This window comes from Candidatus Eisenbacteria bacterium (assembly GCA_035577985.1).
Taxonomy (GTDB): Bacteria; Desulfobacterota; Binatia; order DP-6; family DP-6; genus DATJZY01.
Genome location: DATJZY010000163.1, coordinates 24,370 through 39,886 on the forward strand (window position 1 = coordinate 24,370; position 15,517 = coordinate 39,886).

14 protein-coding genes are annotated in these 15,517 nt (G+C 71.2%); 5 read left to right on the forward strand and 9 right to left on the reverse strand.

Going from position 1 to position 15,517, the window contains the following annotated elements:
• Window positions 1-10: 10 nt before the first annotated feature.
• Window positions 11-1,621, reverse strand: coding sequence for a hypothetical protein (locus VMS22_23150; protein HXJ36945.1), 1,611 nt, complete (start codon window positions 1,619-1,621; stop codon window positions 11-13).
• On the reverse strand, window positions 1,618-3,318 hold the full coding sequence (locus VMS22_23155) for a hypothetical protein (protein ID HXJ36946.1): 1,701 nt from the start codon (window positions 3,316-3,318) through the stop codon (window positions 1,618-1,620). The genes VMS22_23150 and VMS22_23155 overlap by 4 nt, the downstream gene beginning before the upstream one ends.
• A gap of 46 nt (window positions 3,319-3,364) precedes the next feature.
• On the opposite strand from VMS22_23155, the gene VMS22_23160 reads away from it, so the two are divergent.
• Window positions 3,365-4,366 (forward strand): serine hydrolase, encoded by a 1,002-nt coding sequence (locus VMS22_23160; GenBank protein ID HXJ36947.1) that lies wholly within the window; start codon window positions 3,365-3,367, stop codon window positions 4,364-4,366.
• An 11-nt stretch (window positions 4,367-4,377) separates the two neighbouring features.
• Here the strand turns inward: VMS22_23160 and VMS22_23165 are convergent, their stop codons facing one another.
• Window positions 4,378-5,031: a TetR/AcrR family transcriptional regulator gene (locus tag VMS22_23165; GenBank protein HXJ36948.1), complete on the reverse strand. Its 654-nt coding sequence runs from the start codon at window positions 5,029-5,031 to the stop codon at window positions 4,378-4,380.
• 107 nt (window positions 5,032-5,138) lie between these two features.
• Between VMS22_23165 and VMS22_23170 the strand changes: the two genes are divergently transcribed.
• Window positions 5,139-6,227 (forward strand): Zn-dependent alcohol dehydrogenase, encoded by a 1,089-nt coding sequence (locus VMS22_23170; GenBank protein ID HXJ36949.1) that lies wholly within the window; start codon window positions 5,139-5,141, stop codon window positions 6,225-6,227.
• Between the two features lie 213 nt (window positions 6,228-6,440).
• Here the strand turns inward: VMS22_23170 and VMS22_23175 are convergent, their stop codons facing one another.
• Window positions 6,441-7,673, reverse strand: a complete 1,233-nt coding sequence (locus VMS22_23175; protein ID HXJ36950.1) for a cytochrome P450 — start codon at window positions 7,671-7,673, stop codon at window positions 6,441-6,443.
• A 90-nt stretch (window positions 7,674-7,763) separates the two neighbouring features.
• Here VMS22_23175 and VMS22_23180 point away from each other — a divergent pair, with 90 nt between their 5' ends.
• A complete protein-coding gene (locus VMS22_23180; protein ID HXJ36951.1) occupies window positions 7,764-10,136 on the forward strand; it encodes a CoA transferase in 2,373 nt (790 codons plus the stop codon).
• On the opposite strand, the gene VMS22_23185 is transcribed toward VMS22_23180, so the two are convergent.
• From VMS22_23185 to VMS22_23205, 5 genes are read right to left on the reverse strand one after another with little or no spacing between them, the layout of a single operon-like run.
• Window positions 10,137-10,556 (reverse strand): nuclear transport factor 2 family protein, encoded by a 420-nt coding sequence (locus VMS22_23185; protein HXJ36952.1) that lies wholly within the window; start codon window positions 10,554-10,556, stop codon window positions 10,137-10,139.
• On the reverse strand, window positions 10,553-10,993 hold the full coding sequence (locus VMS22_23190; GenBank protein HXJ36953.1) for a nuclear transport factor 2 family protein: 441 nt from the start codon (window positions 10,991-10,993) through the stop codon (window positions 10,553-10,555). The genes VMS22_23185 and VMS22_23190 overlap by 4 nt, the downstream gene beginning before the upstream one ends.
• Window positions 10,990-12,000, reverse strand: a complete 1,011-nt coding sequence (locus VMS22_23195) for a hypothetical protein (protein HXJ36954.1) — start codon at window positions 11,998-12,000, stop codon at window positions 10,990-10,992. The genes VMS22_23190 and VMS22_23195 overlap by 4 nt, the downstream gene beginning before the upstream one ends.
• A 2-nt stretch (window positions 12,001-12,002) precedes the next feature.
• Entirely contained in the window at window positions 12,003-12,782 is a 780-nt protein-coding gene (locus VMS22_23200) for an SDR family oxidoreductase (protein ID HXJ36955.1), read from the reverse strand.
• Window positions 12,783-12,784: 2 nt separating this feature from the next.
• The gene (locus VMS22_23205) at window positions 12,785-13,720 is read right to left on the reverse strand and encodes an alpha/beta hydrolase (GenBank protein HXJ36956.1); all 936 of its coding nucleotides are present in this window, start codon (window positions 13,718-13,720) and stop codon (window positions 12,785-12,787) included.
• An 88-nt stretch (window positions 13,721-13,808) separates the two neighbouring features.
• On the opposite strand from VMS22_23205, the gene VMS22_23210 reads away from it, so the two are divergent.
• Both VMS22_23210 and VMS22_23215 read left to right on the forward strand, forming a co-directional pair.
• On the forward strand, window positions 13,809-14,705 hold the full coding sequence (locus VMS22_23210) for an EamA family transporter (protein ID HXJ36957.1): 897 nt from the start codon (window positions 13,809-13,811) through the stop codon (window positions 14,703-14,705).
• Window positions 14,706-14,746: 41 nt separating this feature from the next.
• Entirely contained in the window at window positions 14,747-15,517 is a 771-nt protein-coding gene (locus tag VMS22_23215) for a glucose 1-dehydrogenase (protein ID HXJ36958.1), read from the forward strand.

Consider the following 15,517-nt stretch of genomic DNA (forward strand, 5'->3'; position numbering starts at 1 on the left):
CCTCGCCGCTCTAGTCGAGCAGCAGCTTCCCGCGATCGAGCGCGTGCCCCGCGCCCACCTTGCGCAGCTCGCGGTTCAGCTCCATCCCCCTGTCACTGTCGAACGGTACGGGCTTCACCGTGTAGAACTGGATCGCTTCGGGCTCGAACGGCGCCTCGTAGAGCGGCACGTTCGAGAGCGTCTGCGCCTCCTCGGCCTTGCGTCCGACGAAGCGGCAGACCGGCACCTCGCGCATGGTCACCTTGCCCACCGGTCCCAGCACCGCGTTGTTCCCGTAGAGCCACCGATAGTACGGATCGCGCCGATTCGCCACGTAGGTGCGCAGCGGCGTGTGCTCGGTGTCGCACTTGTAGGCGATGTAGTACTGCACGCCGACCACCGCCTCGGTGCCGTCGCCGCGGACGTCGAACACGTCGTAGCAGCCGGGCAGGTTGCGGAACGTCCGCACGCGCTCGAGCACGGTCGACTCGGTCGGTACGATCTGCCGCATCTCGCTCACGTGCCCGGAAGCGAGACGGGTGCAGCCGTGGGAGACCGGCGCGCGGCTCGTGATCCAGAGGTTCTGGTAGGGCTTCTTGCCATCGCGCTCGCTCACCATGTTGCGCCACGCGGACGGCAGGAACTTGGTCGAGTTCAGCTGGCAGCGCACGCCGGCGTTGTGGAACGCGTTGTAGGTGATGCCGCCCGCGTACTGGTACGGCAGCATGGTGATGAAGCCGTATCCGGGGTTCGGCGAGAGGTAGTCGACCATGCCGAGGAGCCCGCGCCCGTGCGTGCGCGGCGTCAGGTTCCACACGCCCGTCACCCCGAAGTCCGGGAGCTTCTCGCCGCGGTACGTCGTCGTCGCGTCGACCGTGCCGGCGGGATAGACGGCCGTGAACTCGATCGCCTGCACCGCGCCGTCGCGCACCGTGTAGAGGCCGCCGGTCGCCTTGTCGACGAACGGGCCCACCTGCTCGCGGAGCGCGGCGCCATCGGGTCCGCCCTGTCGCGCGGCGTCGGCGGCGCGTCCGAGCATCGCGTCGAGGTCGGGCGGGAGCGCAGTCAGGTTCACACGTCCGGGCAGGACGGCGTTCGCGGCGTCGAGACGCTGGGCGGCCGATGCACCGGCGTCGAGCGCGGCGAGGGTCGGCTGCCAGCGCTTGGCGACCTGGTCGACCGGGATGCGGATGCGGAAGACGCGATCGGGGTTGAGCTTCGACATCAGCTCCAGCGTCTTCGCACGATCGCGGCTCGCGGCGACGCCGGCGGCGCCGGTCTCGTCGAGGCGCGCCGTGAAGCGCTCGTACTGCTTGTTGGTGGTGAGGGTGATGACGCCGCGGTCGATCAGCTCCTGGTAGACCTTGCGGCGTTCGACGAGATCGCTCGCGTACGCGTCGATCTCGCGCTCGCCGAGCACGACCGTCACGCGCACCTGGTTGCCGCGCCCGAGCTCGATGTGGACGCGCTCGGGGTCCTGCGTGCGCGGCGCGAAGCCGACGTAGAAGGACGGCTCGTACCAGTGGAAGTACACGCCCGGCGCCGGCTCGGCGCCGTCCCACTCGATCTCGCTCGCCTCGAGCGCCGCGCGCGCCGACGTCGCGGCGAGCAGGAGCACGAGGATCGTCCAGGCCGGCCTCACTTGAGCTTCCCCTCGAGCGATACCATCTCGGTTCCCTTTCCGACTGGACCCTCGAGCGCAGCGAGGGCGGTCACGTTCTTCAACGAGTCGTTGCCGCCGAACGGCCGGCACTGGAAGAGCCAGAGCTTTCCGCCGACGCACCCGAACTCGACGTCCCGCGGGCGCGGGGCCCCGGCGGGACCGCGAGCCGGCTCGAGCGTGTCGTCGAGCTTACGACCAGCCCCGACGAGCTCAGTCAACTCGCCCGGCGCGCCGGGGTCGACCGAGGCGCCGAAGCTCTCGTGGTGCATCGGCGTCTCGCACGCCGCGAGATCGTCCACGCGTCGCGCGACGTCGGCGAAGACGAGGAGCGGGGATCCGCGCAGCACGTCGTCGCCGATGCCGCTCACCTGCGGGAGCAGGAACGTCCACGGCGCCCACACCTCGGCGAAGGCGACCGTCGCGCTCTGCTGCGCCCATTCGACGACGCGCTCGACCTTCTTCATCCCGGCCGCGAGGTCGGCCTGCGACTTCGACCCGGATGAGGCGAGGCCGTCGATCGTCTTCGCGGCCTCGGCGCGCTCGCGCTCGCCGAGGAGCCCCGAGCCGTACGCCGCTTCCGTGAGCGCACCGAGAACCCGGATGTCCTGCTTCCCGGTTTGTCCCTTCGCGTCGAGCCACGCGCTGCCGCGGCGCTGGATCAGGGCCGCCGAGGTGATGGCGACGTCGACCAGACGGCGCTGATCGGCCGGCGACGGCTTTCGCGACGCGACCCCGCGCCGCGCCCGGGCCATGATGGCGGCGAGGTTCGTCATCGCGTCGACCGGATCGGTCGTGGCGCTCGGCATCTTCGCCGACAGCTCGGCAGCGAGCGCCTTGTCGTCGAAGGCCGCGAGCTGCGTGCGCAGGACGCTCTCGTCGAGCGAGGTGACCTTCTCGATCTCCGCCATCAGCTCGTCGACCTGCGAGCGCACCGAGCCCGCCGGCTGCTTGTCGCGGTACGCCTTCAGCTTCGGGAGGAGGTTCGCCGAGAGCTGGTTGTGGGTCGCGTCGCGCAGCGGCTTGAACTTCGGGTCGGCCTGCTGGATGCGGATGGCGATGTTGCGGATCTTCTGGATCTGCCCCTGATCGTTGCGCACGTAGTAGCGGCGCTGCAGCTCGTAGGCGAGGAGGTAGTCGCGTGCGTCGTCGTAGTCGGGCAGCGTCAGGTAGTTCTCGAAGAACTTCGGCGCAGCGGCCGCCTCGTACTCCGCGCCGGCGAGCCCGCCGTAGGAACGCATCTCGGCCAGCTTGTGCGTGGGGTTGGTCTCCGTGAAATATTTCTCCAGGATGTAGCCGCGGACGAGGTCGTGGTGGTCGGCGAACGAATCCCATTCCCAGAGATCGCGCGCGAAGATGTTCGCGATCCACATGCGCTGCTTTCCGAGCGCCAGGGCCCACGGTGCCCGGAAGGCGGAGCAGAAGAGCGCGTCGGGTCCGCACGGGCTTCGCACCTGGTTGTCCACCTGCACCGGGAGCTTCTGCCCGTTCGGGCAGACGCAGTAGTTCTCGGTGTACGGGCCCTTCATCTTCGAGAGGCAGAGGGCGAAGTTCCGCTTGAGTTCGTCCTGCTGCGCGTTCGTGAGCACCGTGGGCGGCTCGAAGCCGTGCGCGACCCCTGCGAACACCCCGACTGCCAGCGCGAGCGCCGGCCATGCGAACCCACGCCGTTTGGTCACGGGGCACCCCCCTTACCGCACATCGATCGAAAGGAGAACCACCACGATGCGTGACGGCAGCCGGATCGGGTCGGCCGTGCTGGCGACCGTTTTGCTGGTCGGCGGCGCCTCCGCGGGGCGCGAAGCGCCCGCACCGACCGCGGCAGAATGGCTCGCCTCGATCCGTCCGTCGCCGGAGCTGCAGGAGTTCCTCGACCACACGATCGACGCCTCGCTCGCCCGCGACCCCCGCCTGCGCGCCGCGAAGGTCCGCGTGGCCCTGCTGGACCTCGCCCACGGCGAGCCCCCGCGGCTCGCCGCCTACCACGGCGAGGCGCCGATCTATCCCGCGAGCGTCGTGAAGTTCGTCTACCTGATGGCCGCCTACCGCTGGCAGGAGCAGGGCAAGCTGCGCATCGAGGGCGAGTTCGACGAGCAGCTCTCGGAGATGATCCGGCAGTCGAGCAACCAGGCGACGCGCAAGGTCTTCGCGCGGCTGACCGACACCGAGCCCGGACCCGAGCTGTCCCCCGACGCATATCGCGATTTCCGCGAGCGGCGCCTCGTCGTGAAGCGCTGGCTCGCGAGCCTCGGCATCGACGACCTCCACTGCGTGAACCCCACCTACGACGGCAACGGCGATCTCTTCGGCCGCGACGCGCAGTTCATCCGCGACCCGAGCGTCGCGGGTGGGCTCGGCGGCACGGCGCCGAATCGCCAGGCAATGACGGCGATCGGCACCGCCAAGCTGCTGGCGCTGCTCGCCACCGATCGCGCGCTCACGCCCGAGGACTCGGCCGTCGTCCGCCGTCGCATGCGGCGCGATCCGAAGGAGCAGCGCCACCTGGTCGCGCGCATCGCGGGCGGCGCCGCACGCGTCGGCGGCCTCGAGGTCTACGCCAAGAGCGGCACGTGGGGGCCGATCTACGCGGACGCGGGGATCGTGCGGCAGGTGGAATCGGGTCGCCAGATGGTGATCGTCGTCTTCACCGAGGCGGCGCCCGCCTACCACGGCGACTTCATCGCCGATCTGACCGAGCGGAGTGCCGAGCACCTGCTCGTGAAGTGACGGCCGCCGCGTCAGGTCTTGCCGGTCGGGCGGCGCGCCGGCTCGGGCCCGAGCAGACGGCCGAGCGCTAGACGAAGGAAGCGTCGCTGGCGCGCGATCGCCGCCGGGCTGTAGGGATCGCGCCCGGTGACGGTTTCGATGAGATCGGCGCTCGCGAAGTAACCGAAGATGAGGAGGTAGAGCCCGGCGCCGAGGTGCAGGAGGTCGGCTGCCTCCCAACCGCTGTCGCTCGAGTCGGCGAGGACGCGGAGCCCTTCGGAGTAGAGCGGGCGGAGCACCTTGCCGACGGCGGCCGGCAGCGCACGGCGATCCTCGAGGCCGGCGCGCTGGATCAGGCGGGGGAGGTGCGGATGCGCCACCAGGTACTCGACGAGCTGCTCGACGAAGCCGCCGGGTTCGTCGGTCGGGTGCGCCGAGCGACTCTGCGCCACCATCGTGATGATGGGCTCGAGCCCGCGCGACAGCGCCGCTTCGTAGAGCGCCCGCTTGTCGCGGAAGTGATGGTAGAGGCTCGCCTGGTTCTTCAACCCCGCGTCCGCCGCGATCTCGCGCACCGAGACGCCCGCGAAGCCGCGCTCCGCGAAGCGCCGCTCGGCGGCGTCGAGGATGACGTCGCGCGTCGACGGTGTCGCGCGCCGTCGCGCCGGCGTGGAGCGTCGCCCCATGTCGCGCCCGGTACCGGAGCGACCGTACGTTTGCAACGCCTTGACCGACGTTCGCGGCCCGCCATATAGGGTTCCGTTCACTTCTCGAACCAACGCGGAGGATTCCAATGGTCAAGGCAGCGGTGCTCTACAACTTCGGCGAGGCGTTGAAGATCGACTCGCTCAAGCTCGCCGATCCTCGTCCCGACGAGGTCGTCGTGAAGCTCGCGGCGAGTGGCGTGTGCCACTCCGATCTGTCGGTGCAGCAGGCGAAGCTGCCGTTCCCCCCGCCCGTCGTGCTCGGCCACGAGGGTGCCGGCATCGTCGAGGAGGTGGGCAAGGACGTGAAGACCCTCAAGCCCGGCGATCACGTCGTCCTGTCGTGGGTCGAGAACTGCGGTCGCTGCCACTACTGCATCGCGGGCAACGTCCACCTCTGCGAGGCCGGCTTCCAGTCGGTCATGACCGGTGGCGAGTTCGTGTTCGAGAAGGACGGCGTGAGCATCGCGCGCATGGCCGGCGTCGCGTCGTTCTCCGAGCGCACGGTCGTGCGCGCGACGGCCGCCATCAAGGTGCCGGACGACGTCCCGCTCGATCGGGCGTGCCTGGTCGGCTGCGGCGTCATGACGGGTGTCGGCGCGGCGGTGAACACCGCCAAGGTGCAGCCGGGCCAGACGGTCGCCGTGTACGGCTGCGGCGGCGTCGGCCTGAACGTCATCCAGGGCGCGGCGCTCTGCGGCGCCGGGCGCATCATCGCCGTGGATCTCTCGCCGTCGAAGCTGGAGCTCGCGAAGACGTTCGGCGCCACGGACCTCGTGAACGGCAAGGACGGCGACGCGCCCGATCAGATCCGTGCGCTCACCGACGGCCTCGGCGTCGACTTCGCGTTCGAGGTGATCGGCGTGCCCGCGGTGATCCAGCAGGCGTACATGTCGCTCAAGCGCGGCGGCAAGGTGATCGTGGTCGGCGTCCCGCCGATGGGCACCACGGTCGAGATCCCCGGCCAGATGATCTCGCTCGAAGAGAAGTCGGTCATCGGCTCGCTCTACGGCTCGGGGAACATGCGCCGCGACATGCCCCGCCTGATCGACCTCTACCAGCGCAAGCGCCTGAAGCTCGACGAGCTCGTCTCCAAGCGCATCAAGCTCGAAGACGTGAACAACGCCTTCGCCGCCATGGAGAAGGGCGAGGTCGCCCGAAGCGTGATCGTATTCTGATTCCGACCCTCGGCGGGTCGGAATCAGGGGCGAGAGTGTAGCGGCGGTGGTCCGCGCGACCGGGGTGTCGCGGCCGGCGAAGCCGGCGCGACATTCCGTCACGCGCGTCGGAGATGGTTCCGGCCTCACAACCAAGCGATGCGCGCGGCGCGAGCGGCGTGCGGTGGTGAGTGGCGCGGGGCGCCCCCGCGCCCCCCGCCGCCCCCCCCCGACCTACGCCCCCGCTCGCGACGGCGTGAAGCGCACCGGCATCCGCTTGATGCCGTTGATGAAGTACGAGCGCAGGCGTTCGGCGGGGCCGGCCAGCTCGATGTCGGGGAGGCGGCGCAGCAGCTCCTCGAACATGACGCGGATCTCGAGCCGCGCGAGGTTCGCGCCCAGGCAGAAGTGCGGGCCGATGCCGAAGGCCAGGTGGTCGTTCGGCGTGCGGCCGATGTCGAACGTCTCGGCGTGCGGGAAGGCGTCCTCGTCGCGGTTCGCGGAGGCGTAGAAGAGCACGACCTGCTCGCCCTCGCGGACCTTCTGGCCGTGGACCTCGGTGTCGCGCAGCGCGGTGCGCCGGAAGACGTTCACGGGCGACACCCACCGCAGCATCTCCTCGACGGCCGTCGGCAGCAGCGAGCGATCGGCCATCAGGCGCGCGCGCTGCTCGGGGTGCTCGATGAGCGCCAGCATGCCGCCGGAGACGAGGTTCCGCGTCGTCTCGTTGCCCGCCACGAGCAAGAGCATGAAGAACGAGCTGAAGTCGGCGCGATCGAGGCGCTCGCCGTCGACCTCGGCGTGCATGAGCGTGCTCACGAGGTCGTCCTTCGGGTTCGCGAGGCGATCCTCGGCGAGCTCGTTCGCATACATGAAGAGCTCGGCGGCGGCCATGGCGCCGACCGTCGGGTCCAGGCCGTACTCGGGGTCGTCGAAGCCGATCATCTTGTTCGACCACTCGAGGACCTTGCGCCGGTCCTCCTTCGGCACCCCGACCATCTCGACGATCACCTGCAGGGGCAGCTCGGCGGAGATGCGATCGACGAAGTCGCACTCGCCGAGCGGCGCAACCTGGTCGATGATGTCGTTCGTGATCTCGCGCACGTGGTACTCGAGGTTGCGGATCACCTTGCCGGAGAAGCCGAGGCTCACCAGGCGGCGGTGCTTGGTGTGCCGGGGCGGGTCCATGTTCACGAGGAGGCCCTTCTGGACCTCGTACTCGTCCTCCTTGAACGGTCGCAGGATGACGCCGCGCTTGGCCGACGAGAACGTCTTCTGGTCGAGCGAGACGTCGAAGATGTCCTTGTACTTGAGGAGGGACCAGAACCCGACGTCGCCCGGCATCTCGTTCCAGTAGACGGGACATTCGCGCCGGAGCTGCGCGAAGGTCGCATGCGGCGGACCCGCGGCTTCGTACTGCGACTGGTCGATGAGATCGACGGGCGGTCGGAGGTTCGGCGTCGCCATCACTTCCACGGGTACCCAAACAAACGTTCGTTTGTCAAGCAATTCCGCCGGGGTCGCACGCACGCGACGAGGAAGGGTATGAGAAACGCCATGCCCTCTGCTCCGCTGTCGCACCTGCGCGTCGTCGACCTCACGGATCTGCGCGGCGCCCTCGCGGGACGGCTGCTCGCCGACCTCGGCGCCGACGTGGTGAAGGTCGAGCTCCCGCCCGGCGACCCCGACCGGCTGCGGCCGCCCTTCGCCGGCGACGTCGCGGGGCCCGAGCGCTCGCTCGCGTTCGCCTATCGTCACGCCAACAAGCGCGGGGTGGTCGCCGATCTCGCGACGCCCGCCGGCCGCGAACGGCTGCTCGCGCTCTGCGATCGCGCCGACATCCTCGTCGAGAACCTGGATCCCGACGCGCGCCGTCGCTTCGGCCTCGAGCCGGACGACGTGCTGCGCCGCCACCCGCACCTCGTCCATGTCGCGATCGCCGACTGCGGCCTCTCGGGACCGAACGCCGGCTGGCGGCTCGAGGCGCTGCCCGCGTTCGCGGCATCGGGTGCGCTCTACGTGTGTGGCTTCTACGACCGCCCGCCGTGCTGGCTGCCGGGATACGCGGCCCACGACTGTGCGGCGGCGTTCGGCGTCTCCGGCGCGCTCGCCGCGATCCTCGATCGCGCGCGCAGCGGCCGCGGCCAGACGGTCGAGGTCTCGGTGCAGGAGGCGGCGCTCTCGGGTCTCTATCCGTGGGCGATCCCGCTCGCCGACTACAACCGGCACTATCCGTTCCTCGCGCCCGCGCCGCCCCGCAACGCCGACGGCAACTATCTGGTCCTGCCGACCGCCGACGGCTACCTGCGCACGCTTCCGGCGACGCCGGCGCAGTGGCGGGCCTTCGTGAAGCTCCTGGGCACGCCGGAGGTGCTCGCCGGCGCGGAATGGGAGTTCCTCCCACATCGGCTGATGAACGTCGACGTGATCCGCATGGTCGCAACCGAGGTGCTCGCGTCCCGCTCGCGCGCCGCCGCCGTCGACGAGGGCCGGCGGCTCGGCGTGCCGATCGGCCCCGTCAACACGCCGGACGAGTTCGTGCGCGAGACGCAGACCGTCGTACGCGGCTACTTCCGGCGCCTGCCCGACTCGCCGCTGGGCGGCGCACCCGTCGCGGTCGCGCCGTGCGTCTTCTCGCGCACGCCAATCGCGCTCCACCGCGGCGCGCCGCGCGCGGGCGAGGACGATCCGCGCGGCTTCCCGCCCCGCGAGACCGAAGCGCCGCGCGGTGGCAGCGGCCCCATCCTCGCCGGCAGCAAGGTGCTCTCGCTCGGCGTCGTCGCCGTGGGGCCCGAGATCGGATGGCTGCTCGCCGAGCTCGGCGCCGAGGTCGTGAAGATCGAATCGCGCACCAAGCTCGACCCGCTGCGCGAGGTGACGATCGAGCCCGGCGCGCACGACAAGACGTTCACCTTCAACGACGAGTGCCGCGGGCACGAGAGCGTCCTCGTCGACCTGTCGACGAAGGGCGGCCGGCGCCTCGCGCTCGATCTCGCGGCCCGAGCCGACATCGTCGTCGAGAACAACCGGGGCGGCGTCGCGCGCAGCTGGGGTCTCGACTTCGAGGACGTGCGCCGCGTGCGGCCGGACGTCGTCTACCTCGCCTCGCAGGGCTACGGGCGCGGTGGCCCCCTCGGCGAGGTGCAGGGCTTCGGGCCGATGAACGGCGCCTTCGCCGGCGCGGGATGGGTGTGGAACTACCCGGACGCGCCGTATCCCGCCGCGTCGTCGTTGAACCATCCCGATCACGTGGCCTCGAAGCTGGCGCTCGCGGCAGTACTGGCCGCGCTCGAGCATCGCCGCCGCACGGGCGAGGGGCAGCTCATCGACGTCGCGCAGTGCGAGACGGCCGCGTTCCTGCTGGGCGAAGCGTACCTCGAGGGCCCGCTCACCGGCCGGCCGGCCGGGCCGCACGGCAACGCCGTCCCCTACGCCTGCCCGCACGGCGTGTATCCATGCGCCGGCGAAGATCGCTGGGTCGCGATCGCCGTGGTCGGCGACGAGGCGTGGCGCGGGTTCCGCGGCGTCGTCGGATGGCCGGACGAGCCCGCGCTCGCGACGCTGGCGGGACGGCTCGAGCGCGCGGCGGCGCTCGACGAGCGGGTCGCCGCATGGACCCGCGACCAGACGCCCGCCGACGTCGCGTCGGCGCTCCAGGCGGCCGGCGTTTCGGCCGCGCCCGTCTACGACCAGGACGACCTGCGCGCCGACGCGCATCTCGCGGCGCGCGGCGCGATCGTGACCGTCGAGCATCCCGAGATCGGTCCCGAGCGCCATGCCGGCAACCCGCTCCGCTTCTCGCGCCTCCCGATCGTGACCGCGGGACCGGCGCCGCTTCTGGGCGAGCACACCGCGAGCGTGCTCGGCCGCTGGCTCGGGCTCGGAGAAGACGACGTGCGCCGGCTCGCCGACGACGGCGTGTGCCGCTGATCAGCCGGGGAGGCTCGCCGGATCCTCGCGCGTCCACTCGGTCCGCACGGTGCGGCGGCAGATGCGCCACCCGTCGGCGGTCCGCACGAGCGCGTCGAGGTAGCGCACGCCGACCGTGAAGTGCCGGCCGTCCGGCCGCACGTGGTAGGCGATGCAGTACGTCTCGCTGCGCGCGGCATCGCCGTCGACCGCGACGTCCTGCGTTCCCATGAAGTGCATGGTTCGCTCGTAGCGCGGCAGGGCCGCGCGGAGCGTGGCGAGGGCGTCGGCGATCGTGCCGCGGCCGAGCGCGCCCTCGTAGGCGCAATCGGGCGTGAAGCAGGACGCGACGAGATCCAGATCCTTCCGGTCGACGCCGCGCGCGTACCGGCACGCGACGTCGCGCACGAGGGTCGCGTCGTAGGCCGCCTGTGCGCTCACGGTGCGGGCGGCACCGGATCGAGCCGCTGCCAGTCGACGGCCACGTCGCGGCGCCGGATGCGCCACCCCGCCGGCGTGCGCACGAGCGCGTCGAGGTAGCGCATGCCGACCACGCGATCGGCGAGCCCGCCCTCGCGGCGCAGGCGGTGGTGGCAGACGGCGTAGGTCTCGGCCGTTGCGGTGTCGCCGGCGACGTCGGCGAGGTGCGTCCCGAGGAGGTGCATCGTCGTCTCGAACTGTGCGAGGCCGCGCTCGACGTGTCCCAGCACGGTGTCGAGGTCGCCCCGGAACCACGAGAAGTCGCACGCCGCGTCGGGCGTGAAGCAGGCGCGCACGCGCGGCCAGTCACGCCGGTCGACGGCGGTCGCGTAGGCGTGGACGAGATCGCGAATCGCCTGGCGGTCGACGACGAGGCGGAGGGCCTCCTCGTCGCTCACGACACGGGACCCCAGGGATATACCGTGGGCGCCACGTGGTAGGCCGCCGACAGGCGCCGTACGAAGGCCGGGTCGTGGAGCGGATCGGCGGGCATCTCGAGCGCTTCGCCACGCGCTGCGAAGTCGTCGCGGAAGCGGCGCAGCACGACGTCGAGCACGAGATCGTCGGCGTGCGTGTCGTAGGTGCGGGCCTCGTCCGCGTCGCGGAACACCTGCGCCTTCCACGACACGCTGATCCGGATCTGCGAGAAGTCGTAGGTCGCGAGCACCCGATCTCCGTCGGCGATCTCCCACGCGCTGCCGCCGGTGTGGCGCAGCGCGGAGTCGAGCGTGAGGCCGCGCGCCATGTCGTCGTCGGCGCCGCCGATCGACTCCACGCGGTGGAACATGACGTCGTTGTCGCCGACGACGGCGCTGTTGGTCGCCGGCGGCCGCTTGATCGGCGGCTCGTCGGGGCCGTCGGGCCAGTACGTGAACTCGCCACCCTCGCCCTGGTAGAACCATGCGACCGCCGTTGCGATCGTGACGCGCCAGGGCTCGAAGAGCCCCGAGCGCCCCATCGTGACCAGGAGCCACACCGGGTACTTGGTGCGATCGACGCCGCGGAAGGCGGGAATGTCCGTGTGCCCGCCGTCGCCGCACAGCATGGGGAGGGAGAGGTTCGCGTAGACGATCTGCGGCCGGACGACGGCGGCGTCGAAGATGCGCCGCGCGGCGGCGGTGAAGCCGGGGTTCTCGAAGATCGGCCCGAGCCCCTCCACCAGCGGGACGTCGTAGGCCCAGTCGCCGCGAAAGACGGGTCCCACGATCATCTCCGCGCCGCCGCGACCGCCGGCGCTCGCGCGCGGCGTGCCCCCGCGCGTGTCGCTGAGCGCGTCCATCTCGGCCGCGCTGGCGAAGTAGCGCTGCACCGGAAAGTAGGGCGCGTTCCGCTCGGCGAGACGGCGCACGAGCCCCGGATCGTCGAGGACGGTGTCGAGAACGACCGGAGGCAGCGGGGGTCGCATGGTCACCCGGCGTACGGCGGAAAGCCCGAGATGGGCGACTTCGAGATGAGCCCGCCGTCCACCACGATCGCGGCGCCCGTCACGGCCGACGACTCGTCGCTGGCGAGGAAGAGGGCGACGTTCGCGATCTCCTCGGGACGGATGAGGCGCCCGATCGCGTGCTCGGCCTCGATCTCGGCGCGCGACTTGGGCGCGATCGCCATCAGCATGGCCGCGAGCGGGGTGTCGACGACGCCGGGGCAGATGCAGTTCGAGCGGATGTTCTTGCGGCCGTACTCGATCGCCACCGTGCGCGAGAGGTTGATCATGCCGGCCTTCGCCGTGTTGTACGGCGCGGCCATGATCTCGGCGACGATACCCTCGATGGACGACGTGTTGATGATCGAGCCGCCGCCGCGCGCGAGCATGGCGGGGATCGCCGCCTTCATGCCGTAGAACACGCCCGTCAGCATCACCTGCAGGCTCTGGTCCCACGCGACCGGATCGATCTCGTGCACGTAGCCGCCGCCCGAGAAGACGGCGTTGTTGTGGATGACGTCGAGGCCGCCGAAGCGCTCGACCGCGAAGGCCACCGCCGCCTCGACCTCGGCGAGCACACCGACGTCGGTGTGGCGGAACACGCCGCCCGCCCCCAGCTCGCGTGCGAAGGCGGTGCCGGCGTCGTCGTTGATGTCGGCGACGACGACCCGCGCGCCCTCCTGCACGAAGCGCCGGCACGTGGCGGCGCCGATGCCCGAGGCGCCGCCGGTGACGATCGCGACCTTCCCGTCGAGCCGTCCCACGGCTAGCGCGCGAACGCCTTCGCGAGCGCAGACGAGGCCGCGGCGACGGCGGCCTTCGCCTTGTCCATGATGCCGCTCATGCCGAAGAAGCCGTGGATCATGCCGTCGTAGCGCTGGAGCGTCGTCGGCACGCCGGCCTCCTTCAGGCGCTTGGCGTAGGCCTCGCCCTCGTCGCGCAGCGGATCGAACTCGGCCGTGATGACGAGGGCTGGCGGCAGCCCACTCAGGCTCTCCGCGCGCAGCGGCGACGCGTAGGGGTGCTCGCCCTGGGCCTTCGAGCTCAAGTAGTGGCCCCAGAACCAGTCCATGTCGGCGGTCTCGAGGAGATAGCCGGTCGCGTTCTCGACGTAGGAGGGCGTGTCGAGCGTGTTGTTGGTCACGGGGTAGATGGGGAGCTGGAAGCAGAGCTTCGGACCGCCCTCGTCGCGCGCCTGCAGCGCCGTCACGCAGGTGAGGTTGCCGCCCGCGCTGTCGCCGCCGATCGCGATGCGCGCCGGGTCGATGCCGATCTCGCCGCCGTTCTCCGCCGCCCACACGAGCGCCGCGTAGCAGTCGTCGGGCCCGGCTGGATACTTGTGCTCCGGCGCGAGGCGGTAGTCGACCGACATGACCGTGCACGTCGCGCCGTGGGCGAGCTGGCGGCAGACGCCGTCGTGCGTGTCGAGATTGCCGAGCACCCAGCCGCCGCCGTGGAAGTAGACGAGGAGCGGGCGCGGCCCCTTGCCGGCCGGCGTGTAGACGCGCACCGGGATCGCGCCCCCCGGACCGGGGATCGTCCGGTTCTCGACCTTGGCGAGCGGTACGTCGGGCGTCCCGGACATGCCGGCGAGCGCCGTCATGAGCGTGCGCGCCTCCGGGATCGGCAGCGCGCGCAGCGGTTGTCCGCCCATGGCGGCGATCTGATCGAGGAAGGCCTTGGCCTGCGGATCGAGCGGCATGCGGGGACAATAGGCGCCGCGCATCGAGGGCGTCAAGGAACCGGCGATGCTTCCGCCAGCATGCGCCGCATGATCTTCTCCGCCGTCCATGCGATCGGCCGTCACATCTCGCGTCTGGGCGGCACTGCTCGTCGTGTACGTCGTCTGGGGCTCGACGTACCTCGCGATCCGCATCGCGATCGAGACGCTGCCGCCGTTCCTCATGGCGGCAGTGCGGTTCCTCGTCGCGGGAACGGTCCTCTACGCATGGGCCATCCGCCGCGGCGATCGCGCCCGCGACGTGCCAGGCTGGCCGCAATGGCGGGCCACGGCGATCATCGGGGCCGCGCTCATGCTCGGCGGCAACGGCGGCGTCGTGTGGGCGGAGGGACGGATCGCATCGGGCATCGCGGCGCTGCTGGTCGCGACGCTGTCGCTGTGGATGGCGCTCATCACCTGGCTGGTCGAGGGCGTGCGGCCGTCTCGCCTCGCGCTCGTCGGCCTGCCGCTCGGTTTCGCGGGCCTCGCCCTGCTCATCGGCCCGGTCGAGACGACCGGCATCGATCCCCTGGGCGTCGCGGTGTGCGCGCTCGCGTCGCTCTCGTGGGCGGCGGGGTCGATCTACTCCCGCCACGCGCCGCTGCCCAGGCGATCGCTGGTCGCGACCGCGATGGAGATGATCTGCGGCGGCGTCTGGCTCCTGCTCGCGGGTCTCGCGAAGGGCGAGTGGGCCCTCGTCCGCCCCGCGGCGTTCTCCGCGGCGTCGGTCGGCGCCCTCGTCTACCTCATCGTCATGGGATCGCTGCTGGCGTTCAGCGCCTACATCTGGCTCCTGCGCGAGGCCCCGACCTCGCTCGTCGCGACCTACGCGTACGTGAACCCGGTGGTCGCGGTCGCGCTCGGCTGGCTCGTGAAGGACGAGCCGATCAGCGCCCGCATGGTGGTCGCCGGCGCGGTCATCCTCTTCTCCGTGGTGCTGATCGCGCGCGGCAGCCGGCAGCCCTGACGCGCTTGGCGCCCGACCGCGTCGCGGCGTATGACGACCGGATGCGACGCTTCGAGGGCAGGGTGGCGCTCGTGACCGGCGGCGGGTCGGGCATCGGCGAGGCGACGTGCCGGCGGCTGGCATCGGAAGGCGCGAAGGTGGTCGTGGTCGACATCGACGAGGCGAGCGCGCAGCGCGTCGCGGGCGAGATCGGTGGGACCGCCTTCCGCGCCGACGTGGCGAATCCCGTGCAGTCCGAGGCGATGATCGAGCACGCCGTCGAGACCTACGGTCGTCTCGACGTGCTCGACAACAACGCGACCGGCGGCGGCACCATCGGCCGCATCGCCGACATCGACCTCGAGGCATGGAACCGTGCGCTCGCGGTGAATCTCACGGCGCCGTTCCTCGCCATCAAGTTCGCGCTCCCGGTGATGCTGGGGCAGGGGAAGGGCGCGATCGTGAACATCGCGTCCAACGCCGCGCTCCAGGCCGAGGAGGGTCTCGGCGCCTACGCGTCGGCCAAGGCGGGGCTCCTGGCGCTCACGCGCAACGTGGCGGCGGAATACGGCCGGCGCGGCATCCGCTGCAACGTCGTCTCGCCCGGCGCCGTCGAGACGCCGCCGACCAGGGCGTTCGTCGCCGCCGTCGACGGCATCCGCGCCAAGATGGAGCGTGCCAACACGCTCCGGCGCCTGGGACAGCCCGACGAGCTCGCGGCCGCCGTCGCGTTCCTCGCCTCGGACGACGCGTCGTTCGTGAACGGCGCCCTCTACGTCGTCGACGGCGGCGCGCACGCCGCGAACCAGGTCGGGCTCATCGGCGGAGAGTGA